This is a genomic window from Gemmobacter lanyuensis, assembly GCF_014652355.1.
GTDB classification, from domain to species: domain Bacteria; phylum Pseudomonadota; class Alphaproteobacteria; order Rhodobacterales; family Rhodobacteraceae; genus Gemmobacter; species Gemmobacter lanyuensis.
In genome coordinates this window covers 411,069-437,549 of sequence record NZ_BMYQ01000001.1, presented here as the reverse complement: position 1 = coordinate 437,549, position 26,481 = coordinate 411,069, and the positions used below count along the sequence as shown (strand labels likewise).

Below are 26,481 nucleotides of genomic sequence, written 5' to 3'. Positions count from 1 at the left end.
CATCTTGGCAAAAATATCCTCGGGGGGTCCGGGGGGCAGACAGCCCCCCGGCCTTTCCACCGGGATCAGATCAGACCGGCCTCTTTCGACAGCCGCTTCAGCGTCGCCAGACCCAGCGTCTGATAGAGCAAGGGGTTACGGACATTCGGGTCCTGTTCGGCCTCGATGACGATCCAGCCGTCATAGCCCGCGCAGGCAAGGATCTTGAGCAGCGGCCCGAAATCGACGCCCCCCTCCTGATCGCCCGGCACGGTGAAGGCACCGCCGACGACGCCCTGCAGGAAGGACCAGCCCTCGGCCCGGACCTTCTCGACAATCGCGGGGCGGATGTTCTTGGCGTGGAAGTGGCGCACGCGGGCAACGTGCTTCTTCAGCACCTCTTCCGGGTTGCCGCCGCCAAAGGTGCAATGCCCGGCATCGAACAGCAGATGGGTATGGGGGCCGGTGGCCGCCATCAGCGCGTCGATCTCTTCGGGGCTTTCGACGATGGTGCCCATGTGGTGGTGGTACACCAGCGTCACCCCTTCCGAGGCGAGATAGGCGGCAAAGGCCTCAAGCTTCTGGCCGAAGGCCACCATCTCTTCCGCGCTCAGCACGGGGCGGTCGTTCACCGGCTTTTTCGCATCGCCATGAATCGCGTTCGAGGTTTCGCAGACGATGCAAACCTTGCAGCCATTGTGTTTGAGCTTGGCCAGATGGTCCTGCACGGCCTTGATCTCATCCTCGACCGAACGGACCAGAAGCTCGGTCGAATACCAGCCCGAGATGAACTTGAGCCCATAGTCGGCCAGCAGCGCGCGCAGCGCCTCGGGGTCGTTCGGCCAGCGGTGGCCGTTCTCGATCCCGTCAAAGCCGATCTGACGGCCCGCTTCGTCCAGAATGCGGGTGGTGGGGATATCGGCGCCGATGGTCTGGTCGTCGTCATTCGCCCAGGCGATGGGGTTGGTTCCGAAAAGGATCATGGTCTTGACCTCAGTTGCCCAGCCACTGGCGGGCGGTGTTCTGTTCATATTTCTCGCGCGCGGCATTGACCTGCGGGCGCTCGGACACTTCGGGGACGGCGACATCCCACCAGGTGCCACCCGCGCCGGTGCCGGGGCCGGCATCGGTTTCAATCAGGATGACGGTCGGCAGGGCAGCAGTCTTCGCCTCGGCCATGGCGGCCTCAAGCTCGGCCACCGACCCAACTTTGCGCGCAATCGCCCCCATCGACCCGGCATGGGCGACAAAGTCGATATGGGCGGGGTTCACGTGATAGCTGTCATCCAGCATATTGTTGAACGGCGCCCCGCCACAGCCCTGCTGCAGACGGTTGATGCAGCCATAACCGCGGTTGTCCGTCAGGACCACCGTGAAGGGCACGGCCATCATCACGGCGGTGGCAAGCTCGCTATTGGCCATCATGTAGCTGCCATCGCCCACCATGCAGACGACATGTTTCTCGGGTGCGGCCATCTTGATGCCCATGGCGCCCGCCACCTCATAGCCCATGCAGCTGAAGCCGTATTCCATGTGATAGCCGCCCGCGGCCGCCCGCCACAGCACATGCAGCGCGCCGGGCATGGTGCCTGCGGCCGACATGATGATGCTGTCCTTGCCGGTGGCCCGCGTCACCGCGCCGATGATCTGGGCATCGGTCGGCAGGCTGTTGCCCTCGGGTGCCGCAAGCAGGGCATCGGTGGTGGCAAACCAGGCATCGCGCGCGGCGAAATCCGGGTCGGCAAAGCGGTGATCGCCCAGGGCCGCACTGATCTTGGCCAGGGCCACCTTGGCATCCGACACCAGCGCCTGCGCGCCGCGCTTGCCCGCGTCATAGCCGTGGATGTTGATCGACAGGATCTTGCGCCCCGGGGCGCTGAACACGGTCCAGCTGCCGGTGGTGAAATCCTGAAAGCGGGTGCCGACACCGATCACCAGATCCGCCTCGGCGGCAAGCTTGTTGCCGCAGCCCGTGCCCGTCACACCGGGGGATCCGAAGTGCAGCCGCTCTTCCCAGTCGATCGCGCCCTTGCCGGCCTGCGTTTCCACGAAGGGGATATTATGCCGCTTGGCAAAGGCCAGCAGATCGGCCTCGGCGTCGGAATAGATCACCCCGCCCCCGGCCACGATCAGCGGTTTCTGCGCGGCCTTGATCGCGGCGACAGCGGCCTCAAGCTCCCGTGCATCGGGTTCGGGGCGGCGGATGGACCAGACCCTCGGCTCGAAGAAGCTGACCGGATAGTCATAGGCTTCGGCCTGGGTGTCCTGACAGAAGGCCAGCGTCACCGGCCCGCAATTCGCCGGATCGGTCATCACCCGCAGCGCGCGCGGCAGCGCGGTCAGCAGATGTTCCGGGCGCGAGATACGGTCGTAGTAGCGGCTGACCGGGCGGAAGCAATCATTGGCCGAGACGGTGCCGTCGTCGAAATCCTCGATCTGCTGCAGCACCGGGTCGGGCGCGCGGTTGGCAAAGACATCGCCCGGCACGAACAGCACCGGCAGACGGTTCACATGCGCCAGCGCCGCGGCCGTCACCATATTGGTGGCGCCCGGCCCGATCGAAGAGGTCACCGCCATGGCGCGACGGCGTTTGTGGGTCTTGGCATAGGCGATGGCGGCATGGGCCATCGTCTGTTCATTGTGGCCCCGCCAGGTCGGGAAGCTGTCCTTGGCGTGATAAAGCGCCTCGCCCAGCCCGGCCACGTTCCCATGGCCGAAGATCCCCCAGATCCCTTCGATGAACCGCTCGCCCTCTTCGGTCATCTGCACCGAAAGCCATTTGACCATGGCCTGGGCGGCCGTGAGGCGGATCGTGTTGCTCATGCTGCCACATCCTTCTTGGCGCGCGCCGCGTCCCAGACACGGCACAGATTTTCGTATTTTGCAACCATGTCGGCCACGGCGGCCGCATCACTCATGGTTCCGGCCAGCCACTGACGCGCGGCCTCGGCAAAGATCGTGCGGCCGACGGCGAAACCTTTGACCAGATCATGCCCCGCCGCCAGTGCAAGGCTGTCTGCCAGTTGGTCCATCGGCGCATCAAGGCCCAGCACCACGATGCCGCGCACATGCGGATCGTTGCGGGTGATTGCATCGCAGGCCTTGGTCCAGGCGGCATTGCTGGTAAAGGGTTCCAGCTTCCACCAATCGGGGTAGACGCCCAGATCATAGAACCGTTGGATGATGGTGGCCGAGGTCTCATCATTGACCGGGGCAACCTTGGAGGGGATGATTTCCAGCAGCATTTCCAGCCGGTTGCGGCGGCAGGCGTGGAACAGGCGCAGAACCGTCGCCTCTTGCTCGGCCTTCATCTCGGCGGTGTCGTCAGGGTGGTAGAAGCACAGCACCTTGACCACATGTTCCAGCGGCCATTCCGAAAGGCCGCCGAAATCCGGCCCGATTTCAGGTTCCAGCGTCAGCGGGCGCGAGCCCGGCCATTCCACCGGCCGCCCGATCCAGAGCCCCGTCCCCGCCGCCTTGTACAGCGCGCTGCGCCCCAGACGACCGTCACACAGGATACCGTGGCCCGGTTTGCCCCCCGCCACCTGCAACGCGGCTTGCAGGCAAAGCTGCTTGAAGGCGCCGATCTTTTCGACCGTGGCCCCTTCCATCGCCTCCAGCTGCATGCGGTGATCGAAGGCAAAGACGCGCATGGTGGACCAGTCGTTGTGGCGGTTGGTCGCCCAGTGGATCTGTTCCAGACGCTGATCCTTGCGGAGCGCCTTTTCCACCACGCCACGGTCCAGGAAGAACTGCAGCTCGGCCCAGCTCGGATAGGCCGGGGTGCAGCCGTGGCGCGACACTGCGAAGGCGCCGCAGGCATTCGCGTATTTCAGCGCGGTCGGCCAGTTTTCCCCATCGAGCCAGCCCTTGAGCAGCCCCGACATGAACCCGTCACCGGCGCCCAACACATTGAAGACCTCGATCGGGAAGCCGGGGCCGGTTTCGCCGTCATCAAGGCTGTCCGGGATCGCGCCGGTAAAGGCCACGGCCCCCTTGGCGCCGCGCTTGCAGACCAGCGCCGCCCCGCTGACGGCCCGCACTGCCCGCAGCGCAGCCACGGTATCGGTGGTGCCGCCGGCGATGTGGAACTCTTCCTCGGTGCCGACGATCAGGTCGAACAGATGCAGCGTCGATTGCAGCTTGGCCGTCACCTGCGCCGATTCGATGAAGCGGCTTTCACCATCCCCATGCCCCGCCAGACCCCAGAGATTCGGGCGGTAATCGATATCGAGCGCAGTCTGCGCCCCGGTTTCGCGCGCCAGACGCAGCGCCTTCAGCGTCGCCGCTTCGGTCCGCGGATTCGACAGATGCGTGCCCGTCGCCACAACGGCCCGGCTGTCCGCGATCAGTGCGGGGTCGATGTCATCCTCGCACAGCGCCATATCGGCACAGTTTTCGCGGTAGAAGATCAGCGGGAATTGCTCCTCGTCGCGGATGCCCAGCAGCACCAGCGCCGTCAGCCGTTCCTTGTCGGTAATGACACCGCGCACATCCACACCTTCGCGCGCCAGTTCCTCGCGGATGAAGCGGCCCATGTGCTCGTCACCCACACGGGTGATCAGCGCCGATTTCAGCCCCAGCCGGGCCGTGCCCGCGGCCATGTTGCAGGGGGAACCGCCGATGTATTTCTGGAAAGACCCCATGTCCTCCAGACGCCCGCCGACCTGCGCGCCGTAAAGATCGACCGACGCACGGCCAATGGTGATGACGTCCAGCGTCTTCATGCAGAGCCTCCCCCCTTTGCCCGCCTCGCCAGAGATTCGGGCTGCATCCTCGTTTTGGAATTTTTATTCCATTTTGTTCAGAGGAGGAAGCAGAAAATTCAGCCCTCGCCGCGCGCAGTCCCCACCGCAACCGCCAGCGACAGCGCCAGCGCAATGGTGGCCGAGAGTGAACGGAAGGCGCCAAAGTCAACTTCCGGCACCGTCAGGATGGCATTGGCATGGCGTGCAAGCGGGCTGGTCAAATGGTCGGTCACGGCAACCACCGGCAGGCCACGCGCCCGCGCATCGGCTGCAAGCGCCAGTGTTTCCTCGGAATAGGGCGCAAAGGTGATCGCGACCAGCGCATCCCCCGTCCGCAGAGCAAAGCGGTGGTCCAGCTTGCCGACCCCGTCATGCTGCATCGACGGGACCGACATCTTTTCGAACACATAGGTCAGATAGCTCGCGACCGGATAGGCGCGGCGAAAGCCCACCACATGCACCGTCTCGGCTGCGGCCAGCACCGCAACCGCCTGCGCCAATGACCCTTCATCGGCGGTTTTCGCCAGCGCCTCGAGACTGAGCCGCCCGGCCTCGACAAATTCCGCCAGCAGCGCCGCGGGGCTGCCCGCGCCGGTTTCCTTGAGGTTCTTCAATCGCGTCGAATAATCCGGCCAGCCCGGGCTATAGGCCTCACGGAAAAGCTTCTGCATCTCTGAAAAGCCGGAGAAACCCATCATCTGGCAAAAGCGCATCAAGGCCGAAGGCGGCACATCCGCCCCGGCGGCGAGTTCCGCAACGGTGCTTACAGCAATCCGGTCGGTATTGGCCGCGATATAATCGGCACATTGCCGCAACCGCTTGGGCAGGCTGTCTGACAGCTCTGCCAGGCGTTCGCGGAACTCCTCCACCGTGGCCGGCGTGGTCATGGGTGCAGCGCTGTCCATCATCCTGTCCTTGACATTCCCCCCTTGTTTGAGGCTAGCACGCATGGAACAAATATTCCAAGCGGAAAGCAGGAGGAGGCTTTGCTATGGCTTTGGGTGTGGGCGTAATCGGCACGGGCTTCATGGGCAAGACCCATGCCCTGGCCTGGCGTAACGTGAAGGCGGTTCTGGGCGGGATCCTCGAGGGCGCACCGACGCCCGAACTGCGGATGCTCTGCGAGACGCCGTTGGGCAAGGCGCAGGCGATGGCCGATCAATTCGGCTTTGCCGCCGCCACAGATGACTGGCAGGCGCTTGTCAACGATCCCGCGATCGACGTGGTTTCCATCACCACGCCGAACGGGCTGCATCACCCGATGGCCATGGCCGCCATCGCCGCGGGCAAACATGTCTGGTGCGAAAAGCCCATGGCGCTGACCCTCGCCCAGGCCGAGGAGATGGCCGATGCCGCCCGCGCCCGCGGCGTCGTCACCATGGTGGGCTACAATTACATCAAGAACCCCGCCTTCACCCATGCCCAAAGGCTGATCGAAACCGGCGCCATCGGCCGCGTGGTGCAGTTCCGCGGCTGGGTCGATGAAGATTATCAGGCCGACCCCGACCTGCCCTGGAGCTGGCGCGCCAAACTCGCCGATGCGGGCCTCGGCGCGCTTGGCGATATCGGCACCCACCTCGTCTCCATGGCACATGGGGTGATGGGTCCGATCGCAAGCCTCATCGCCGATATGCAAACCATCCACGAAACCCGGCCGCTGCCCGATGGCACGGGCCGCGGCCTCGTCGAAAACGAAGACGCGGCCTCGGTCGTCCTGCGCTTCGCCAATGGCGCCCAGGGCTCCATGGTGATCTCCCGCTCCGCCTGGGGCCGCAAATCGCGCCTCGGCTTCGAGGTGCATGGCACCAAAGGCATGATCGTCTTCGATCAGGAACGCATGAACGAATTGCAGCTTTACCAGAACGACGGCCCCAAGGCGGAACAGGGCTTCAAGACCATCCTCACCGGGCCAGCACATGCCCCCTATGGCGAATTCTGCCCCGCGCCCGGCCACCAACTCGGCTTCAATGACCTGAAGGTCATCGAATGCGCGGCCCTCCTGCAGGGAATCGCCGGGAAAGACACCTCGCACCCCAACTTCGATGATGCCCTGCGGATCGAACGGGTGATCCACGCCATCGCAGATTCGGCCCGCAACGGTGGCACGCGCGTGCATCTCTGACCGGGACTGCAGCTTCCCGTTGTCCAAATATCCTCAGGGGGTGAATGGCCGCAGGCCAGAGGGGGCGCGAGCGCCCCCTTCCTCCCCCGCCCAAGAAAAAAGGCGCGAAGGTTTCCCCCTCGCGCCTTCTCGAATTTTCCCGAAACCCGGATCTTACATCGCGATGCGGCGCTGTTCGTCGCGGCGCGCGGTCAGCTCTTCCGCCACAAGGAAAGCCAGTTCCAGCGATTGCGAGGCGTTCAGACGCGGGTCGCAGGCGGTGTGATAGCGGTCCGACAGATCCTCATCCGTCACCGCGCGCAGGCCGCCGGTGCATTCGGTCACGTCCTTGCCGGTCATCTCGAAATGAACGCCGCCCGGGACGGTGCCCTCGGCCTTGTGGATCGCAAAGAACTCGCGCACTTCGCGCAGCACGCTGTCGAAGGGGCGCGTCTTGTAGCCGGTCGAGGATTTGATCGTGTTCCCGTGCATCGGGTCGCACGACCAGACGACATTGGCGCCTTCTTCCTGCACGGCCTTGATCAGACGCGGCAGATGCTCGCCCACCTTGCCCGCGCCAAAGCGCGCGATCAGCGTCAGACGGCCCGCCTCATTCTGCGGGTTGAGCTTGGCCATCAGCACCTTCAGGTCATCGGCAGTGGTGGTCGGTCCGCATTTCAGACCGATCGGGTTCAGTACGCCCCGGCAGAACTCCACATGGGCGCCATCGGGCTGGCGGGTGCGGTCGCCGATCCAGATCATATGGCCCGACCCGGCGACGTTCTGCCCGGTGATCGAATCGACGCGGCACAGCGCCTCTTCATATTCCAGCAGCAGCGCCTCGTGGCTCGTGTAGAAATCGACCCGCGCCAGTTCATTGGCGGTTTCCGAATTCACCCCGGCCGCATTCATGAAGTCGAGCGCATCGGAAATGCGGTTCGACAGCTCTCGGTAACGCTCGGCCTTGTCATGTTCGGCAAAGCCCAGCGTCCAGCTGTGGACGCGGTGGATATCGGCGAAACCGCCGGTCGAGAAGGCGCGCAGCAGGTTGAGCGAGGCCGCAGCCTGCGTATAGGCCTGCAGCATGCGTTGCGGATCGGGCTGGCGGGCCTCGATGGTGGCATCGAACCCGTTGATGATGTCGCCGCGGTAGCTCGGGTATTCCACGCCGCCGATCACTTCGGTCGGGGCCGAGCGCGGCTTGGCGAACTGGCCGGCCATGCGGCCCACCTTGATCACCGGCACCTTGGCGCCATAGGTCAGCACCACCGCCATCTGCAGCATCACGCGGAAGGTGTCGCGGATATTGTCCGCGCTGAATTCGGCGAAGCTTTCGGCGCAATCGCCGCCCTGCAGCAGGAAGGCCTTGCCCTCGGCCGCGGCGGCAAGCTGCTTCTTCAGGCGGCGCGCCTCGCCTGCAAACACCAGCGGGGGATAGTTTGCCAGCTGGGCCTCGACAGCGTTCAGCGCAGATTGATCCGGATAATCCGGCATCTGGATCCGCGGCTTGGCGCGCCAGTCCGATTTCGACCAGGCTTTGGTCATGGCATTCCTCCGTCCGTTAGCGGTAGCGCAAGGGCTATAGTGAAGTGACAAGGAAAAGCAATGGGGCAAGCAGTGCAAGCCCCCCTTGAACGGACGGTAAAATCCTGCCTACATGCACCGAAACCGACGCATTCAGGTCGCATCATGTCCATGTCTCCGCGCAAAGCCACCTCGAACACGAAAGACACCGCGCCGCGGCGCTTTGTCTTTCTGTTGCTTGATCGTTTCACGATGATCTCTTTCGCGGGTGCGATCGAACCTCTGCGGATTGCGAACCGCGTCGCGGGGCGCGAGATCTACAGCTGGAAACTGGCCGGGGAAGGTGGCGAAAGTGCCATTTGTTCCAATGGCGTGTCCTTCAAACTTGACATGGGTCTGGATGAGATCGACCGCGACGACACGCTGTTCGTCTGTGGCGGCATCGATGTGACTCGGGCCACGACGCGGGCGATCACGGCCTGGCTGCGGCGGGAATCGCGCCGGGGCGTCGCCATTGGGGGCCTTTGCACCGGGGCCTATGCCCTGGCCAAGGCGGGGTTGCTCGATGGCAAGAAGGCCACGATTCACTGGGAAAATCAGGACGGCTTCCTCGAGGAATTCGAGGATGTGCGTCTGACGAAGTCGGTTTTCGTCATCGACGGCAACCGGCTGACGACGGCGGGTGGGACCGCCTCGATCGACCTCATGCTCAAGCTGATTGCCGCGGATCATGGTGAGGATCTGGCCAATACCGTGGCCGATCAGCTGATCTACAATTCGATCCGCACCGATCAGGACACGCAGCGCCTGTCGATTCCCACCCGGATCGGCGTGCGCCACCCCAAGCTGAGCCAAGTCATCCAGATGATGGAGGCCGCGATCGAAGACCCGATCTCGCCCGCCGATCTGGCCGAGGATGTGGGCATGTCGACGCGGCAGCTTGAACGGCTGTTCCGCCGCTATCTGAACCGCAGCCCCAAGCGTTACTACATGGAACTGCGGCTTCAGAAGGCGCGCAATCTGCTGATGCAGACGGATATGAGCGTGATCAACGTGGCGCTCGCCTGCGGTTTTGCAAGCCCGTCACATTTCTCGAAATGCTACCGCAGCCACTATAACACCACGCCTTACCGCGAACGCGGCACGCAGGGGGCCGTGCCCGGCGTGGGGGCACGGCTCGCGATCTGACATGTCAGCTATAGGCCGGCCCGGCCGAGGTCAGAGGATCGGGGCCGAAGCGGTTCGGCCCTTCCGTGCCGCGGGTGACATACCAGTAGATCAGGATGATCCAGCCGACGAGCGGGATCAGCCCGATCAACAGCCACCAGCCCGAGCGGTCCTTGTCATGCAGGCGCCGCACCGCAAGGGCGAGGCCCGGCAACAGGTTCCCCAGCGACCAGAGCGTGCCGATGATCCCGGCGTTGTAGCTGTACATCATGCCGCCGCCGCCCATATGGCCGCTGCCGCCGCCTTCGACCAGACCGATCACTGTGGCGACCACGACATTGAACAGCGCGAACCACCAATATTCAGACCGCGCCGCGCGGCCTGAGAAAGTGATGTAATTCCGGTAGGCGGATTTGATTGCGTCAACTGGCGTCATGGCTTGTCCCTCCCGTGTTATTGTCACTGAAGAGATGCTACCGCGCGCCCGGCACCTTGTCGCGCAGAGATTGCAAAGCCGGGCAGTGCAGGCTCAGGGGACCGGGCGCAGACGATAGAGCGCCCCGTCGATGACCGACAGGAACCAGATCTCGCCGGCCAGGCTTTCGACGACGTCGCGCACGCGGCCGGTTTCATCGGCCACGATCTGTTCCTCGGCATAGCCCGCTTCGACGGCGCTGTCGGGGTCAAGACGGCTGATGAAACCACTGTTGAGGCTGCCGGTGAAGATGTCGCCCGCCCATTCGGGGATCAGCTTGCCGGAGTAGATCATCAGGCCCGAGGGCGCGATGGACGGGTCCCAATAATGCAGCGGCTGTTCCATGCCGGGTTTCGCGCTTCCCTCGCCAATGGGCAGAAAGCTGTAATCGACGCCATAGGTGATGACGGGCCAGCCGTAATTCGCGCCGGGCTTGATGCTGTTCAGTTCATCCCCGCCGCGGGCGCCGTGTTCAACGGTCAGAAGGCGCCCATCGGGCGCAATGGCCGCCCCCTGCAGGTTGCGATGGCCCAGCGAATAGACCCCGGGCAACCACCCCGCGCGATGGGTGGCGGGGCTGCCATCCCGCCGCAGATGGATGATCTTGCCCGCCGCCAGTGCCGGGTTTTGCGCCTGCATCCCCTGCGGCCCGGTGCCGCGCTCTCCCGTGGTCAGAAAGATGGTGCCATCCGCCGCCTCAACCAGACGCGAGCCGAAGTGCCGCTCCCCGGAATAGCCTTCGCCGACAAACAGGGTGCGGAAATCCTCAAGGCGTGACGCATCCGCGGAAAGCCGCCCCTTGCCCACGGCAGTGGCCAGGCCGCCTTTTGCCTTCGAGGCATAGCTGAGCCAAATTTCGCGCGATGTTTCAAAGTCTTGCGGGACCATCACGTCCAAGAGGCCACCCTGCCCCTTGACCGCAACCTCGGGCAGGCCAGAGATCGGGGTGGTCTTGCCGTCGGTCAGGCGCAACAGGCGGCCCCCCCGTTCGGTGATCAACACCGATCCATCCGGTAGAAAGGCGATGGCCCAGGGCTCCTCAAGGCCGGTCGCAACCGCCGTGATCCGCATCGGCCCGGCCGAGGTCTCGATGTCGCTGGCCAGGACGCCCGTCCCCAGAACCGCCGCCGCCAGCAGCCCACCCCAAAATTCCAGATAATTCCGCATGCTGCCCCGATGGCGCACCCCTTGCGCCCCTGTTTTCAACCTGAACGTCATATGATTTAGGCCAGTTCCGCGCGGCTTCATCCTGACGTAACGGCAGGCATGAAAAAAGGTCCGAAAAGGACACTTTTCTTTTGATCACATGCAGTCTAGCTTTCCTGCTGGATACGCATCCGACACGGGAGTCAAAAATGAAAAAACTGCTGCTCGCCACTGCGGCCACCGCGCTGATGGCTGGTGCTGCCTCGGCCGAAGAGGTCAAGGTCGGCGTTCTTCTGGGCTTCACCGGCCCGCTGGAAACCACCGTTCCGGGCATGGCTGCCGGTGCCGAACTGGCCATCAAGGAAGTCTCGGATTCGGGCAAATTCATGGGCGGTTCGACCGTGGCCCCGGTGCGCGGCGACACCACCTGCGTCGATGCGGCTGCGGCCCAGTCGGCAGCCGAGCGTCTTGTGACCTCGGAAAAAGTGGCCGGCATCGTTGGCGGTGACTGCTCGGGCGTGACCGGCGCGGTTCTGCAAAACGTGGCCCGCCCGAATGGCGTTGGCATGATCTCGCCCTCGGCGACCTCGCCCGCGCTCTCGACCGCCGAAGATGATGGCCTGTTCTTCCGCACCGCCCCGTCGGATGCCCGTCAGGGCGAAATCATGGCTGACATCCTGTCGGAACGTGGCGTGAAGGAAGTCGCTGTCACCTACACCAACAACGACTACGGCAAGGGCATGGCGGATGCTTTCGCCGCGGCCTATGCGGCCAAGGGCGGCAAGGTGACCCTCGCGGCCCCGCATGAGGACGGCAAGGCCGACTATTCGGCCGAAGTCGGCGCGCTGGCCTCGGCCGGTGGTGAGGCACTGGTCGTCGCGGGCTATGTGGATCAGGGCGGCAAGGGCATGATCCAGGCCTCGGTCGACTCGGGCGCTTTCTCGACCTTCTTCCTGCCCGACGGCATGTTCGGTGAAAGCCTGGTCCAGGCCATCGGCGAACCGCTGAACGGCTCGTACGGTTCGGTCCCCGGCACCGACAGCCCCGGCAACGCCAAGTTCCTCGAAATCGCCAAGGCCGCGGGCTTTGACGGTTCGACCGCCTATTCGGGCGAAAGCTATGACGCTGCCGCTCTGATGCTGCTGTCGATGGAAGCCGCCAAGTCCACTGCGGGCAAGGACTGGACCGCCAAGGTCATGGACATCGCCAACGCCCCGGGCGAGCCGGTCTATCCGGGCGAGCTGGGCAAGGCGCTTGAGCTGATTGCCGCAGGCACCGACATCGACTATGTGGGCGCGACGGCCGTGGAAATGATCGGTGCAGGCGAAAGCGCAGGCAACTTCCGCGAATACGAAGTCAAGGACGGCAAGCTGGAAACGGTGAAATACCGCTGATCGGCCTCGCCTGACAGGAAACGGCTTTGGCCCGGGCGGCTGCCCGGGCCTTTGCCTTAGATAGACTTCAGGCGATGGCCGCGACCGGGATCAACCTGGCCGGAACGTCTGGAATTTGGGGGACATGGATGATCCGTGTTGAAAATCTGCACCGCCATTTCGGCGGGTTTCGCGCCGTGGACGGGGCGACACTGGAGATCGCGAAAGGTTCGATCACCGGCCTGATCGGCCCCAACGGGGCGGGCAAGTCGACGTTGTTCAACGTGATCGCGGGCCGGTTGCCGCCGACCTCGGGGCGTGTGGTGATGGATGGCGAGGATGTGACGGGGCTGCCGCCGCACAAGCTCTTTGACAAGGGCCTGCTGCGGACCTTCCAGATCGCGCATGAATTCGGCTCGATGACAGTGCGCGAGAACCTGATGATGGTTCCGGCGCTGCAATCGGGGGAAACGCTGTGGAACGCCTGGTTCAACCGCGGCCGCGTGGCGCGGGAAGAGGCGCGCATCCGCGAAAAGGCCGATGAGGTGCTGGAGTTCCTGACGATCTCGCATATCGCGGATCTGAAGGCGGGGCAGATTTCGGGCGGTCAGAAGAAGCTGGTCGAGCTTGGCCGCACCATGATGGTGGACGCCAAGATCGTCTTCCTGGACGAAGTCGGCGCAGGGGTGAACCGGACGCTGCTGAACACGATCGGCGATGCCATCGTGCGTCTGAACAAGGAACGCGGCTACACCTTCTGCGTCATCGAACACGACATGGATTTCATCGCCCGCATCTGCGACCCGGTCATCTGCATGGCCGAGGGCAAGGTGCTGGCGCAGGGCACGGTTGATCAGGTGAAGAACGACGAACGGGTGATCGAGGCCTATCTCGGCACCGGGCTGAAGAACAAGGTGAAGGAGGAAGCCAATGGCTGATCCTTTCCTGATCGGGGACAAGATGACCGGCGGCTACGGCGGCGCGGACATCCTGCACGGCTGTACCATCGCGGTGGAACGCGGCGAGATTGCCGTGATCGTCGGCCCCAATGGCGCGGGCAAATCCACGGCCATGAAGGCGGTCTTCGGGATGCTGAAGCTGCGGGAAGGCCGCGTGCGTCTGGATGGTGAGGATATCACCACCCTCTCACCGCAGGCGCGCGTTGCCAAGGGCATGGGCTTTGTGCCGCAGACCCACAACATCTTCGGCTCGATGACGGTGGAAGAGAACCTCGAGATGGGGGCCTTCATCCGTACGGATGATTTTCAGGACACCATCACGCAGGTCTACGATCTGTTTCCGATCCTGAAGCAGAAACGCCACCAACCCGCGGGCGAGCTTTCGGGCGGGCAACGCCAGCAGGTGGCTGTGGGCCGCGCGCTGATGACGCAGCCCAAGGTGCTGATGCTGGATGAACCGACGGCGGGCGTCAGCCCCATCGTCATGGACGAGCTGTTCGACCGCATCATCGAAATCGCGCGCACCGGGATTTCCATCCTGATGGTCGAACAGAACGCCCGCCAGGCGCTGGAGATTGCCGACAAGGGCTATGTCCTTGTGCAGGGCGCGAACCGCTTCACCGACACCGGCAAGGCCCTGATGGCCGACCCGGAGGTCCGCCGTTCCTTCCTCGGGGGCTGAGACATGGATATCCTCAACGCCTTCGTGGCCTTTCTGAACTTCGTTTTCGTGCCGGGCCTTGCCTATGGCGCGCAGCTGGCGCTTGGCGCGCTGGGTGTGACGCTGATCTATGGCATCCTGCGGTTTTCCAACTTCGCCCATGGCGACACGATGGCCTTCGGGACCATGGTGACGATCCTGTTTACCTGGTGGTTCCAGTCCATCGGGCTGACGGCGGGCGTGATCCCCACTGCCATGCTGGCCCTGCCGATCGGCATCGCCGTGACTTCGGCGCTGGTGCTGACGACTGACCGCATGGTCTATCGCTTCTACCGCCGCCAGAAGGCGACGCCGACCATCCTTGTCATCGTCTCGATGGGGGTGATGTTCGTGATGAACGGCATCGTGCGCCTGATCATCGGGGTCGATGACCAGAACTTTGCCGATGGCGGCAAATTCCTCGTCTCGGCCGGTGATTTCAAGGCCGCAACCGGCCTGAAAGAGGGGCTGGCAATCAAGGGCAGCCAGGCCGTGACCGTGATCACCGCCTTCATCGTGGTGGCCGCGCTGTTCTGGTTCCTGCAAAAAACCCGCACCGGCAAATCGATGCGCGCATTCTCTGACAATGAGGATCTGGCGCTGCTGTCGGGCATCAACCCCGACCGCGTGGTGCAGGTGACCTGGATCATCGCTGCTGCGCTGGCAACGATTGCGGGCGTTCTTTACGGGCTCGACAAGAGCTTCCGCCCCTTCACCTATTTCCAGCTGCTGCTGCCGATCTTTGCGGCCGCCATCGTGGGGGGCCTCGGCTCGCCGCTGGGCGCGATTGCCGGGGGTTTTGTCATCGCCTTCTCCGAGGTGATGGTGACCTATGCCTGGAAAAAGGTTGTCACCTATCTTGTGCCGGAAAGCCTGGCGCCTGACGGGCTGCTGCAACTGATGGCGACGGATTACAAATTTGCCGTCAGCTTCGCGATCCTCATCCTTGTGCTGATCTTCATGCCGACCGGCCTCTTCAAGGGGAAATCCTACTGATGTCGAAGAACCTCAAACTCTTCCTCGGCGTCGCGGTTCTGTTTCTGCTGACGGGGCTGTTCATCAGCTGGAACCAGGCGCTGTTCATCCTGAACTTCGCGCTGGTGTCGGCGATCATGGCACTGGGGGTCAATATCCAGTGGGGCTATGCGGGCCTGTTCAACACCGGGATCATGGGCTTTGCCGCACTTGGCGGCCTGTCGGTCGCGCTGGTCGCCACCCCGCCCGTGCGCGAGGCCTGGTCGGCCGGTGGCGCGGGCATCCTGGGTGGCCTTGCCATCGGCGTGGCCGTGCTGGCCGCAGCGGTTGCCCTGTGGAAACGCATGCCCAAGGGGCGGACCCGTGGTCTGGCCATGATTGCGCTGCTAACGGTGGGGTTCATCTTGTTCCGGGCCGTGTTCGACCCGGCGGTTGAGGCTGTCGAGGCGATCAATCCCTCGGTTTCGGGCAACCTCGGCGGGCTGGGCCTGCCGGTGTTGGTGGCCTGGCCGGTCGGGGGGCTTCTGGCGGCGGCAGCGGCCTGGGCCATCGGCAAGACGGCACTTGGCCTGCGGTCTGACTACCTTGCCATCGCCACGCTGGGCATCGCCGAAATCATCATCGCGGTGATGAAGAACGAAGACTGGCTGGCGCGCGGCGTGAAGATGATGAACCTTCAGCAGCGCCCCTGGCCCGTCCCGTTTGAAGTTGAGCTTCAGGCGAATGAGACCTTCCTCAACTTCGCGGCTTCGCTGGGCTTCGATCCAGTCACGGGGTCGTCGATTCTGGTCAAGCTGGTCTATATGGTGATGATCCTTGCCGTTCTGGCGCTGGTGATCTGGCTTTCGGAACGGGCGCTCAACAGCCCCTGGGGCCGCATGATGCGGGCGATCCGCGACAACGAAGACGCCGCCCGCGCCATGGGCAAGGACGTGACCGCGCGTCACCTGCAGATCTTCATCCTCGGCTCGGCCGTGGTGGGGGTGGCGGGGGCGATCCTCACCTCGATGGACGGCATCCTCAACCCCGGCACTTATCAGCCGCTGCGCTTCACCTTCCTGATCTGGGTGATGGTGATCGTCGGCGGATCGGGCAACAATTGGGGTGCGGTGCTGGGCGCGATGCTGATCGGCTGGCTTTGGCTGATCGTGGAATCGCTTGGTCCGGTCGCCATGTCGGCCATTACATCGGGCATGTCCGAAGGGCCGCTGAAGGCGCATCTCGTGGACAGCGCGCAGCACATGCGGCTGCTGACCTTGGGGGTGATCCTGCTGCTGGTGCTGAGGTTCAGCCCCAAGGGCCTGATCCCCGAGAAGTGAAGCCGAGGGGCGCCGGAGACGGCGCCCTTTTTGCATGGCGTTGCGGATGACCCACCTTCCCCTGATCCTGATCCTTGCTGCCGGGGCAGCCTCGCGGATGCGGGGCGGCGACAAGATGCTGGAACAGGTCGCGGGCGTGCCGCAGCTGCGCCGCATCGTGAATGCCGCCTGTGCGACCGGCGCCCCGGTGCGCGTGGCCCTGCCCCCGGACCGGCCCCTGCGGGCGGCGGCTTTGACGGGGCTGGCCTGTGAACAGGTGCTGGTTGCGAACGCAAGCGCAGGGATGTCAGCCTCGATCTGTGCAGGAATCGCGGGCTGGACCGGCGCGGTTATGATCCTGCCGGCGGACATGCCTGACCTTGATACCCCAATGTTGCAACGGATGTTGGCCTGCCACCGGCAAGATCCACGGGCGCTTTTGCGCGGGTCAAGCGGGGCAGAGCCGGGGCATCCGGTGCTGTTTCCGGCAGATCTGGTGCCCGCGCTGAGGGATCTTCAGGGCGATGCCGGGGCGCGCCCAGTGGTTCAGGCCGCACACAACCGCCTGCGCCTCGTTCCCCTGCCTGATCGTGCCGCGCTGACCGATCTGGATACGCCGGAAGACTGGGCCGCCTGGAGAGCGGCCCGGCCCGAAGCTTAGGCCATCAGCAAAACCCGCGCCTCATGTGATTTGAGACAGCGACGTGCTGCCGGGAAGCTTGTTCCGTCCATCAGCTCGGGGAACAGCGCCAAAAGCTCATTACGCTGATCATCATCCATCCCTGCAAGCGTCATGTCCCCGGGCTGGAAGCTCTCTGTCCAGGCACCGTCAGCGCGGATGACCTCATGCTGATCAAAGAGGATGTGGATATAGCTGATCCCGTCCGGGCGCATACGATCGATCCCGGGCTGTCCCACCAGATGCGTGGCCGCGACCAGAACCTCATGTTCCCCAAAGAACATTTCGGCCCGCGCGCCCGTCATCAACATGCGATGCTGCGGGCTGACCATCATGTCCCGCTCGGGCAGGTTCTGCCCGAGGGCATGCTGCGCGATGCGGATGGGGGCAAAGTTCGGATGCGCCGCCAACTGGTCAGCCGAAAGATCGCGGCGCCCCACCCAGCGGATCTGCTGGAAGCCATTGTCCCGGGTCAGGACGAAATCCCCGACCTGCAGGTCCTCGACCGGGATTTCCCCTTCCGAGGTCAGGATCAGGCTGCCCGGCGTGAAACAGGGAATGATCGTTTCGATGTCGGTGAAGGTCATCGTCCCGACGACATTCCCGTTGGCATCAAGGAATTCGACCGTGCCGTTTTCACTGTTGTTCGGATCGACGAAGATATTCGTCAGATCCTTGCCCCAGCTCCGCAGGTCAAGCGTGTCGTTGTCATCCCCGCCGCTGCCGCCATCGACAGCATCACCTGCCCCCAGATCGGTGAACAGATCGCGGTCGTCGCCCCCTTGCAGCGTGTCGACCCCGTCCCCACCCGCAAGCACGTCGTTCCCGGCGCCCCCTTGCAGAAGGTCATTTCCGGCACCGCCCTGCAGACTGTCGTCGCCCTGATCCCCGATCAGAACATCGGCATCATCGCCGCCCGAGAGAAGATCATTGCCGGATCCGCCGCTCAGCGTGTCCCGACCGGCGTCGCCGGAAAGGGCATCATTGCCTGCATCGCCTGCCAGCTGGTCATTGCCGACCCCACCAAACAGCTGGTCGTCATTGTCGCCGCCCGACAAGGTATCACTGTCAGCCCCGCCGTAGAGCGTGTCGTTGCCCATATCCCCAAACAGGGAATCGGCATCGCCGCCGCCGGTCAGATGGTCATCTCCGGCCCCGCCATAAAGCGTATCGACCCCGGCGTCGCCCGAGAGCGTGTCGTTGCCATCGTCGCCATAAAGCGTGTCAGCGCCGTCGCCGCCATCGAGCACGTCATCCCCGGCGCCCGCGACCAGCAGGTCGTTGCCGATGCCCCCGTCAAGGACATCGACCATATCGCTGCCATCAAGCGTATCGTTGCCCGCCTCCCCGAACAGAGAGTCGCTGCCGTCATTGCCGATCAGGCTGTCGTCGCCGTCGCCGCCGTAGACCATGTCCGGCCCGGCGCCCGCGTCGATGGTGTCATTGCCGCCGTAGCCATAGACCGCATCAAAGACGCCGTCCGTCCCGTCGATCATGTCGCCTTGCGGGTCGACATAGCCGGGCCCCATCAGGTCATTGCCGGAGGTGCCATCCACCACGAGGTCGGGCGAAATCGGAATGCCGATGGCGACCAACTGTTCGGGCGATGAGACGGAGGATACGGGCACACCATAAAGCGTGATGGTTTCCCCGTTGGGGAAAGACAGCAGCGCATTGCCCTGCCCGTCATCACTGACGATCACGTCGGCGGTGTTGACCGGTTTTCCATCGGCGTCGGTCAGGTTGCTGACATCCAGGCGGTCGCGGCCCGCATAAGTGCCGTCCGGGTTCAGGATCGGCCCTTCAAAGCCGCGGATCGTGTCGTTGCCATCGCCGTCGGCCAGGCGGATGAGGTCATTCTGGCCATCAGCAGCGCCGATGTCGAAATCATCATTTCCCGCACCGCCGCGGATTGTATCGGCCCCCGCGCCGGTCGACACGTGATCGGCCCCCGACGAGCCGATCACACTGTCATTGCCCGAGCCCAGGCTGATGTTTTCGATCTGCGAGAAGGTCACGCGATCCGACCCGATGGTCAGCGTCCCGTCCTCGGCATCGCCGGGCAGACCCGCCGACAGGTCAAGGACCATGCCGGAGCTCAGATCGGAGGCATCGAGATGATCGCCCGCAGTTTCTGCGCTTTCCCCGCCGACCACGGTGTCCTGGCCGAACCCGGTGCCCACGGCGAAATGGTCATCGCCACCATCGCCGACAAGGCTGTCATTCCCCGCACCAAGGCCAAGGGCATCGTTCCCGTCGCCACCGAACAGCGTGTCCTGCCCGTCACCGCCAACAAGGCTGTCGACCCCGGTGCCCCCATAGAGCAGGTCATCGTCGCTGCCGCCCTGCAGGGTATCGGCGCCATCGCCGCCAAAGAGCGTGTCCTTGCCGATCCCGCCGTCGAGCTGGTCATCGCCCGTTCCGCCGTCGAGCATGTCATTGCCCTGACCACCGACGAGCGTGTCATTCCCCGCCTCACCGGAAAGCTGGTCGTTGCCGTCATTGCCCGTGACGCTGTCATCATCCGCACCGGCAAAGACAGTATCATTGCCGGTCCCCGCCACGATCACATCGGCATTGGTGCCGGTGCGGCTGTCGCCGGCATCGACGCGGTCACGTTCCGGATCGCCGGTATAATTGGCGTCGATCAGATCATCGCCGGATGTGCCATCAACCACGAAATCCGGTGGCAGATACTGTTCGCCATCCACGAACAGGTTTTCGATATTGTAGAAGTTCAGCGTGCTGCCATCGAGGAAGGTGACAACGCCGTTTTCCTGGTTCGTCACATCGAAAGAGACAGAGCGCACCCCGCTGACGTGCAGCGTATCATTGTCGGTTCCGGTGGTGACGCTTTCACCCCCATCGACATAATCCCCGATGCCGCCATAAAGGACATCGGCATCCTCCTCGCCAAGCAGGATGTCATTGCCTGCGCCGCCATAGAGCGTGTCGTTCCCGTCCGAACCCTGAACCCGGTCGTCGCCGTCATCGCCATAGACGATGTCGTTCCCGCCCGAACCTGTAACGCTGTCGTTTCCAATCCCGCCATAGACGGTATCGGTCCCGAAGCCGCCATAGACCTCATCATTGCCGTCGCCGCCATAGACAAGGTCGTTGTCCGCACCGCCATAGACGCTGTCATTGCCAGTCCCGCCCGAGACGGTGTCATTGCCCGCATCGCCGCGCAGGAAATCGTCGCCACTATCCCCGGTCAGGCTGTCATTGCCGGCGTCGCCCTGAATGTAGTCATTTTCATTGCCGCCGCTGATCGTGTCCTGACCATCGCCGCCGTAAAGCGCATCGTTGCCCGCGTCACCGAGGATGCTGTCATTCCCGGCATTGGCATAAACTTCGTCCGCGCCCGTACCACCCAGAACGGTGTCGGCCCCGCTGCCGGTGACCAGGAAATCATTACCGCCACCGGCCGAGATGTTCAGCCCTGCGGTCGCCGCGCTGCCGGTGAGCGTATCGGCCTGATCCGTCAGGACGAACTGCTCCATCTCAGAGAAGGTGGTGGTGCCGGTCGCGGTGCTTGCCGTCCCGGCCTCGGACCCGGTCAGGTTGATGCTAACCGCCGCCGTACCATTGAAGGACAGCACATCTGCATCAGTGCCGGTTTCGCCGCCGATCAGCGTGTCATTGCCGCCTTGCGCGGTGGTGATGAAGGTATCGGCATCCGCGCCACCGTTGACGAGGTCATTGCCCGCGCCATCGACCAGCGTGTCGTTCCCGGCCCCGCCCAAGAGCGTATCCGAACCGGCGCCCCCGATCAGGGAATCGGCCCCGTCTTCACCCAGAAGGCTGTCGTTGCCATCGCCGCCATCAACGGTATCGGCCCCGACCCCGCCATAAACGGTATCATTGCCCGCACCTGCAATGATGCTGTCGTTTCCGGCATATCCCCAGATGGTGTCATTCACCCCATCCGCACCGTCGATGATGTCACCCTGCGCATCGGTGAATCCGACGCCCATCGTGTCATTGCCCGACGTGCCATCCACGGCACCGGTGATGCGGATATTCTCGATCTCCGAGAAGGTCAGCGTGCCGCCGCCGGTGAACGTGACAGTGCCCGCCTCATTGTTGCCGCCGCCATAGACGATCGACTGCACATCCGACAGCACGAGGATGTCATTGTCGACACCGCCTTCGCCGCCAACGATCACGTCGCCCGCATCGCCGGTGATGGTATCGGCCCCGTCGCCGCCCGTCAGCAGATCGCTGCCCAGACCGCCGGTCAGGACGTCATTGCCCGCCCCGCCTTCGAGACTGTCATTGCCGATCCCGCCATCGACCGTGTCATTGCCATCGCCGCCCTGCAGAAGGTCGTTGCCATCCCCGGCGGACAGCGCGTCATCACCGACACCACCATAGAGCGAGTCATTGCCGGCCCCCGCAGTCAGGGTGTCATTGCCGTCGTCGGCGGTCAGCCGGTCATCGCCATCACCACCGTCGAGCGAGTCATTCCCCGCGCCGCCCGTGAGGACATCTGCCCCGATCCCGCCGAACAGGCGGTCCTCACCGTCGTCACCGGCAAGGGTGTCATTCCCGGCCCCGCCGACCAGCGTGTCATTGCCATAGGCCCCGACGATGGAATCGGCCCCCGCGCCGCCATCGATGCTGTCATTCCCGGTCCAGCCATCCAGACTGTCATTCCCCGCCCCGCCCAGAAGGGTATCATCCCCGGCGTTGCCCCAGAGCGTGACCGGCCCGGTGCTGGCCTGTGCATTCAGGACGTCATTGTAGCTGGTGCCGGAAACCGCCTCGATCTCGCTGAAGCGCCCCGCGGTATTGGCATTGCCCGCAAAGCTGTAACCGCCGGCCTCGGTCCCCGTAAAGGTGACGTTCACCCCCTGGGTGGTGGCGTAATTGCCAAAGGCGATCGCGTCGGAATCCGTGCCGCCTTCACCACCGAAGATCGTGTCGCCTTCATGATCGTCGGTGATCATGAACCAGTCGGAATCATTCCCGCCGTAAAGCGTGTCATTCCCGACGCCGCCCGACAGCGTATCAGCCCCGGCATCCCCATAGAGCAGATCACTGTCGCCGCCCCCGATGATCGAGTCATTGCCACTGCCGCCATAGACGGTGTCATTGCCCGCGCTATCGGCGCCGAAGGTGCCAAACACATCGTTCCCGGCGCCGAGATCGGCGTAGTCATTGCCCGACCCGCCATAGACGGTATCCTGATCGGCCCCACCGTAGAGCGAGTCATTCCCCCCGTTCCCATACAGCAGGTCGTTGCCGCCATTGCCGTAGAAGACGTTGGTATAAGTGTCGTTGGCGACCGTGGATTCCCCGTCAAAGCCGGTCAGCGTATCGCCGTATTCCGACCCGAAGATGCCATCGACGCCCGAATAGGTGTCACCCGCCGCGTCCCCGCCGCTGCCAACCCCGGCCCCCAGATCGACCGAGACGCCCGCGCCCGAGGTTGAATAATCGACATAATCCATGCCCGATCCGGCATTGATCGTGTCAAGGCCCGCGCCCGGCGCCACGGTATCGTTGCCCGCACCCCCGAGGAGCGAGTCATTGCCCGCGCCACCGTCGATCAGGTCATTGCCGTCATCGCCGCTCAGCGTGTCATTGCCGAGGCCGCCATAGAGGGAATCATTGCCCAGACCGCCCACGGCCGAGTCATTGCCCGCACCCGAGACCAGGCTGTCATTGCCATCTTCGCCGTAGAGCGTGTCGTTGCCATCGGCCCCGTCGACGACATCATTGCCTGTCCCGCCGTAAACGACGTCATTGCCAAAGCCAGCCGCGACCGTGTCGTCACCTGCACCGGCGCGGATAAAGTCATCGTTGCCGCTGCTGCCTGCAAGGCCCGCATCGTTGTTGTCGACCCGGTCCGACCCGTTGTTGACGGGTTCGACATAGTTTCCGTCGATCAGGTCATTCCCGGTCGTGCCGTCGATATACCCGTCGTCAAAGGCCGTGACCCAGCGGTCGGCGGCGAAGTTGACGTTTTCGTAGGTCTCGACGCTGTTGAACGTGACCGAACGGATCGGCTTGGCCTCATAGGCCACCGTATCCGTGTTGTTGGTCATCTCCGGCGCAAGAAACAGGTTCCCGCTGGTATCCTGCACAAGCACAGCAGTGATCTGTGCCGTGGTCCCATCGGCATAGGTCAGCGTCGCATTGTAGGTGGCAATGCCGTCATAGGTGAAGGTCTGGGTGCCGTTCCCGATATTCGTCGTGAACTGGTCATTGTTCAGCAACGTGTTCGCGGTGTTCAGATTGCCGTCGCCGTTCCGGTCGATGGTGGTCGCGGTCGTGATGCGCGTGAACAGCGGGTTCGAGGTCGAACCATAGGTTTGGCCGACGAAATTGGCATAGCCTTCGCTCGTGGCGTCATTGCTTGACCACTCGTAGGGGTCCAGCTGCTGGGAGGAGTTCCCAAGAAAAAACCATCTGAACGTTGTCGCCATGTCTCATTCCCCTGCGGCGGGTACGATGACGATTGCGAAGACGTGCCGCAAAGTCGCAATACCCCGAAGGGTAGAACGGCATCCGCATTGCCACATTTTAGCTGTCATCCTGGGTGTCACACGCCGACTCATTACTCAGACCCGCACCAAAGTTAGGCAGGTAAATCCTTACGGACGGTTTCTGATCCAAATGTGTCGAATTCATGGGGCGGGGATGGTGCGATCCGGGCAGCGTGGCCGGATCCGGGCCTGAATGCGGCATAAATATGGCGCCTTAAACCGGAACGGGGCCCCGAAGGGCCCCGTCCTCAACCGATGAGTGAAATCAACCGGTTGGCTGCATAACTTGCAGGATCACTTTACCAGAAGCTTGGCTTCATGCTTCTTCAGGGTGCGGCGGGCCGCACCATAGGCCTCGCGGCCGGTTTCGGTCTTGAGATCGGGGAACAGCTCATAGATTTCGTTCCGCTGGGCATTGCCCATACCCTTGAGCGTGTAGTCCCCGGGCTGGAAGCTTTCGGTCCAGGCACCGTTCGACAACACCACCTCATGGCGGTCGAACATGAAGTGGATATAGGTGGTGCCCATGCTGTCCACCTCATGCACACCACGACCGGCGACCAGATGCTTGGCCGCGACCAGCACCTCATGTTCATCGAAGTAGAGCGCGGTACGGTCGTTGGCGACCAGAACCCGGTGGTTCGGCGACACCATCATATCCTGTTCCGGCAGACCGTTGCCGAGGCTGCCCTTGCGGATCAGGATCGGCTTCAGATGCGGGTTGAGCGACAGATCGGCCCAGCTCAGCTGTTTTTGACCCACCCAGCGAACCTGCTGGATACCGTTGTCCCGCGTGATGACACGGTCGCCCGCCTGCAGCTGTTCCACCGGGATTTCGCCGCGCGGCGTCGCGATCAGCGTTCCGGGCGTGAAGCAGGGAATGATGTTCTCGATATTGCTGAAGGTCAGCGTACCTGTGACATTGCCCTCGCGATCCATGAAATCGACCGTGCCATTTTCGGCATTGGTCGGGTCATAGTTGATGACGAAGGGACCGCTGCCGGTCAGATTGAGCGTATCGTAATCGTCGCCCAGTTCGTTGCCATCAATCACATCGCCAATGCCGTCGCCCGGAGCGGAAACGACAAAGACGTCGCGATCGGCACCGCCGCTCATGGTGTCGGCACCCTGCCCGCCGATCAGCGTATCATTGCCCTGCGACCCGAGCATCGAATCTTCGTCGATGCCGCCATCCAGCACATCATCGCCATAGCCACCGACCAGGGTGTCATCATCGTCCTGACCGTAGATCGTGTCATTCCCCAGACCGCCGAACAGCTGGTCCCGGTTGTTGTCGGGATCGGGATCGACATCGTCCGTCAAATGCGTGGGATCAGCCGACAGATCGGCCGTGCCGCCATAGATCAGGTCATCGCCCAGATCGCCGGTGACGAGGTCAGCCCCCTCGCCAGCCTCAACCGTGTCGTTGTCGGCATTGGCGGTGACGATGTCATCATCATCGCCGGACTGGATCAGGTCGGTCCCGCCACCACCATAGATCGTGTCGGCATCATCCCCCGTGCGGATCGTATCATTTCCCGCACCGGCAAAGACATAATCGCGATCATCCTCGGGGTCGGCATCCGCAGCATAGAGATCGGGGTAGTCCCGGTCCGGCGAGGACACACCCCCCGCAGTATCAATGAGGTCAGACCCGCTGTTGCCGATGACACTGTCGCGGCCGTCGCCGCCATAAATCTGGTCGTCCTCGGCACCGCTGACCAGCGTGTCGTTGCCCTGACCGCCGATCAGCGTATCCATCCCGCGCTGGCCGGCGATGTAGTCGTCACCATCTTCGCCCATCAGGCTGTCGGCGCCCGCGCCGCCGCTGATGGAATCCGCCCCTGTGCCGCCCCAGACGGTGTCATCGCCATTCCCGGCAAGCACGGTGTCGTTGCCTGCCCCCGCGCGCACGCGATCCTCATCGCCGGTATCACCGGGAAGGATGGCATCGTTCGCATCAATGCGGTCGCCGTCGGGATCGCCGGTATAGGCCAGATCGATCAGGTCATCCCCCGCGGTGCCATCGACATAGCCATCGCGGTCCGGCAGATTGTCCACGCTGTCCGACAGCTGGAACATGTCCACGGACCCGGCGAAATGCTGGTCGATGTCATTGAGCAGGCCGGGGTTCGATGCCGTCTGGCCCGCGCCCACGATCCAGGGCTGGTTCAGCGACTCGCCCTGATCCATGGTCAGGCCAGCGGGAACTTCCGACCCGAAGGTGGTGCCCGCCGTTGCATTCGCAATGCTCAGCTGCCCGCCACTGGCCACATCCCAGGAATAGCTCAGCTGGATTTCATCGCCCGGTGCCGAAAAGCCCGGCTCGGTCGTGTAAACGACATCCCCTGCAGCGGATTCGTGGGTGATCTGGATCGCCCCATCTGCCAGCAACTGGATCCGGAAACCGCCATCCGTCTGGCCGATGCTGTCGCGCGACAAGATGGTTTGGGTTGCCTCCTGCGGCGTGGTGGACGAGGTGAACCGGATATCCAGCGTGCCCCGATCCATCTGGAAGCTCGCGTCCGGATAGATCTTGACCAGATCATCGGCGCCATCCAGCACGGCCTGCGACCCGTTGGAAGCTGCACCGTTGAGATAGATGCCGTCTTGCGCGCCGTTTGTGCTGGCCGAATCCAGCGCCGCCGACGTTGCATCATCAAAGTTGTAAAGGGCAAAAACCGGCATCGTTCCTAATCCTCACTCAAGCAGAGCCCCCGGCCCGCGCGACCTGCATCCAAACCGCCGAACCCGGCGGCACCTGATCGGCGGAGCCTGCGAAGACCCTGCGCCACGCGGCCTGAGGTCAGCTGTGAAGAAAGCGGCAAAAGCCATCTGCTGCCCGAAAATGCGGGCACAGTTC

The 26,481-nt window shown here is 63.6% G+C and carries 17 protein-coding genes; 8 read left to right on the top strand and 9 right to left on the bottom strand.

All coding sequences use genetic code 11. The features are described from left to right. Positions 1–65 precede the first annotated feature (65 nt). The 4 genes from iolE to IE101_RS02115 all read right to left on the bottom strand — a co-directional run bounded on the left by iolE (position 66) and on the right by IE101_RS02115 (position 5,632). Entirely contained in the window at positions 66–962 is an 897-nt protein-coding gene (iolE, locus tag IE101_RS02130) for a myo-inosose-2 dehydratase (protein WP_189632136.1), read from the bottom strand. 10 nt (positions 963–972) lie between these two features. Next, a complete protein-coding gene (gene iolD / locus IE101_RS02125; protein ID WP_189632135.1) occupies positions 973–2,802 on the bottom strand; it encodes a 3D-(3,5/4)-trihydroxycyclohexane-1,2-dione acylhydrolase (decyclizing) in 1,830 nt (609 codons plus the stop codon). Then, positions 2,799–4,706, bottom strand: a complete 1,908-nt coding sequence (locus IE101_RS02120) for a bifunctional 5-dehydro-2-deoxygluconokinase/5-dehydro-2-deoxyphosphogluconate aldolase (RefSeq protein ID WP_189632134.1) — start codon at positions 4,704–4,706, stop codon at positions 2,799–2,801. Before IE101_RS02120 ends, iolD begins: the two co-directional genes overlap by 4 nt. A 98-nt stretch (positions 4,707–4,804) precedes the next feature. Next, positions 4,805–5,632 carry a MurR/RpiR family transcriptional regulator gene (locus IE101_RS02115; RefSeq protein WP_189632133.1) on the bottom strand — a complete coding sequence of 276 codons (828 nt, stop codon included), beginning with the start codon at positions 5,630–5,632 and terminating at the stop codon, positions 4,805–4,807. Between the two features lie 86 nt (positions 5,633–5,718). Here IE101_RS02115 and IE101_RS02110 point away from each other — a divergent pair, with 86 nt between their 5' ends. Then, positions 5,719–6,849, top strand: a complete 1,131-nt coding sequence (locus tag IE101_RS02110; RefSeq protein WP_189632132.1) for a Gfo/Idh/MocA family protein — start codon at positions 5,719–5,721, stop codon at positions 6,847–6,849. A 153-nt stretch (positions 6,850–7,002) separates the two neighbouring features. Here IE101_RS02110 and IE101_RS02105 read toward each other — a convergent pair whose 3' ends face one another. Then, the gene (locus IE101_RS02105) at positions 7,003–8,373 is read right to left on the bottom strand and encodes a class II 3-deoxy-7-phosphoheptulonate synthase (protein ID WP_189632131.1); all 1,371 of its coding nucleotides are present in this window, start codon (positions 8,371–8,373) and stop codon (positions 7,003–7,005) included. A 144-nt stretch (positions 8,374–8,517) separates the two neighbouring features. Here IE101_RS02105 and IE101_RS02100 point away from each other — a divergent pair, with 144 nt between their 5' ends. Continuing rightward, a complete protein-coding gene (locus IE101_RS02100) occupies positions 8,518–9,540 on the top strand; it encodes a GlxA family transcriptional regulator (RefSeq protein WP_189632130.1) in 1,023 nt (340 codons plus the stop codon). Between the two features lie 4 nt (positions 9,541–9,544). Here the strand turns inward: IE101_RS02100 and IE101_RS02095 are convergent, their stop codons facing one another. Next, positions 9,545–9,955 carry a DUF805 domain-containing protein gene (locus IE101_RS02095; RefSeq protein WP_189632129.1) on the bottom strand — a complete coding sequence of 137 codons (411 nt, stop codon included), beginning with the start codon at positions 9,953–9,955 and terminating at the stop codon, positions 9,545–9,547. 93 nt (positions 9,956–10,048) lie between these two features. Beyond that, positions 10,049–11,161, bottom strand: coding sequence for a PQQ-dependent sugar dehydrogenase (locus IE101_RS02090; RefSeq protein ID WP_189632128.1), 1,113 nt, complete (start codon positions 11,159–11,161; stop codon positions 10,049–10,051). Between the two features lie 188 nt (positions 11,162–11,349). On the opposite strand from IE101_RS02090, the gene IE101_RS02085 reads away from it, so the two are divergent. The 6 genes from IE101_RS02085 to IE101_RS02060 all read left to right on the top strand — a co-directional run bounded on the left by IE101_RS02085 (position 11,350) and on the right by IE101_RS02060 (position 17,106). Next, the gene (locus tag IE101_RS02085) at positions 11,350–12,534 is read left to right on the top strand and encodes an ABC transporter substrate-binding protein (protein ID WP_189632127.1); all 1,185 of its coding nucleotides are present in this window, start codon (positions 11,350–11,352) and stop codon (positions 12,532–12,534) included. Between the two features lie 128 nt (positions 12,535–12,662). After that, positions 12,663–13,451 (top strand): ABC transporter ATP-binding protein, encoded by a 789-nt coding sequence (locus IE101_RS02080; RefSeq protein WP_189632126.1) that lies wholly within the window; start codon positions 12,663–12,665, stop codon positions 13,449–13,451. Next, positions 13,444–14,154: an ABC transporter ATP-binding protein gene (locus tag IE101_RS02075; RefSeq protein WP_189632125.1), complete on the top strand. Its 711-nt coding sequence runs from the start codon at positions 13,444–13,446 to the stop codon at positions 14,152–14,154. Before IE101_RS02080 ends, IE101_RS02075 begins: the two co-directional genes overlap by 8 nt. Positions 14,155–14,157: 3 nt before the next feature. After that, positions 14,158–15,168: a branched-chain amino acid ABC transporter permease gene (locus IE101_RS02070; RefSeq protein ID WP_189632124.1), complete on the top strand. Its 1,011-nt coding sequence runs from the start codon at positions 14,158–14,160 to the stop codon at positions 15,166–15,168. Beyond that, positions 15,168–16,466 carry a branched-chain amino acid ABC transporter permease gene (locus IE101_RS02065; RefSeq protein WP_189632123.1) on the top strand — a complete coding sequence of 433 codons (1,299 nt, stop codon included), beginning with the start codon at positions 15,168–15,170 and terminating at the stop codon, positions 16,464–16,466. The genes IE101_RS02070 and IE101_RS02065 overlap by 1 nt, the downstream gene beginning before the upstream one ends. A 46-nt stretch (positions 16,467–16,512) precedes the next feature. Further along, on the top strand, positions 16,513–17,106 hold the full coding sequence (locus tag IE101_RS02060) for a nucleotidyltransferase family protein (protein WP_189632122.1): 594 nt from the start codon (positions 16,513–16,515) through the stop codon (positions 17,104–17,106). On the opposite strand, the gene IE101_RS20030 is transcribed toward IE101_RS02060, so the two are convergent. Further along, positions 17,103–23,558 carry a Hint domain-containing protein gene (locus IE101_RS20030; protein WP_229803993.1) on the bottom strand — a complete coding sequence of 2,152 codons (6,456 nt, stop codon included), beginning with the start codon at positions 23,556–23,558 and terminating at the stop codon, positions 17,103–17,105. The genes IE101_RS02060 and IE101_RS20030 overlap by 4 nt on opposite strands. A gap of 354 nt (positions 23,559–23,912) precedes the next feature. Then, positions 23,913–26,306 (bottom strand): Hint domain-containing protein, encoded by a 2,394-nt coding sequence (locus IE101_RS01990; RefSeq protein WP_189632121.1) that lies wholly within the window; start codon positions 26,304–26,306, stop codon positions 23,913–23,915. Positions 26,307–26,481: the final 175 nt, after the last annotated feature.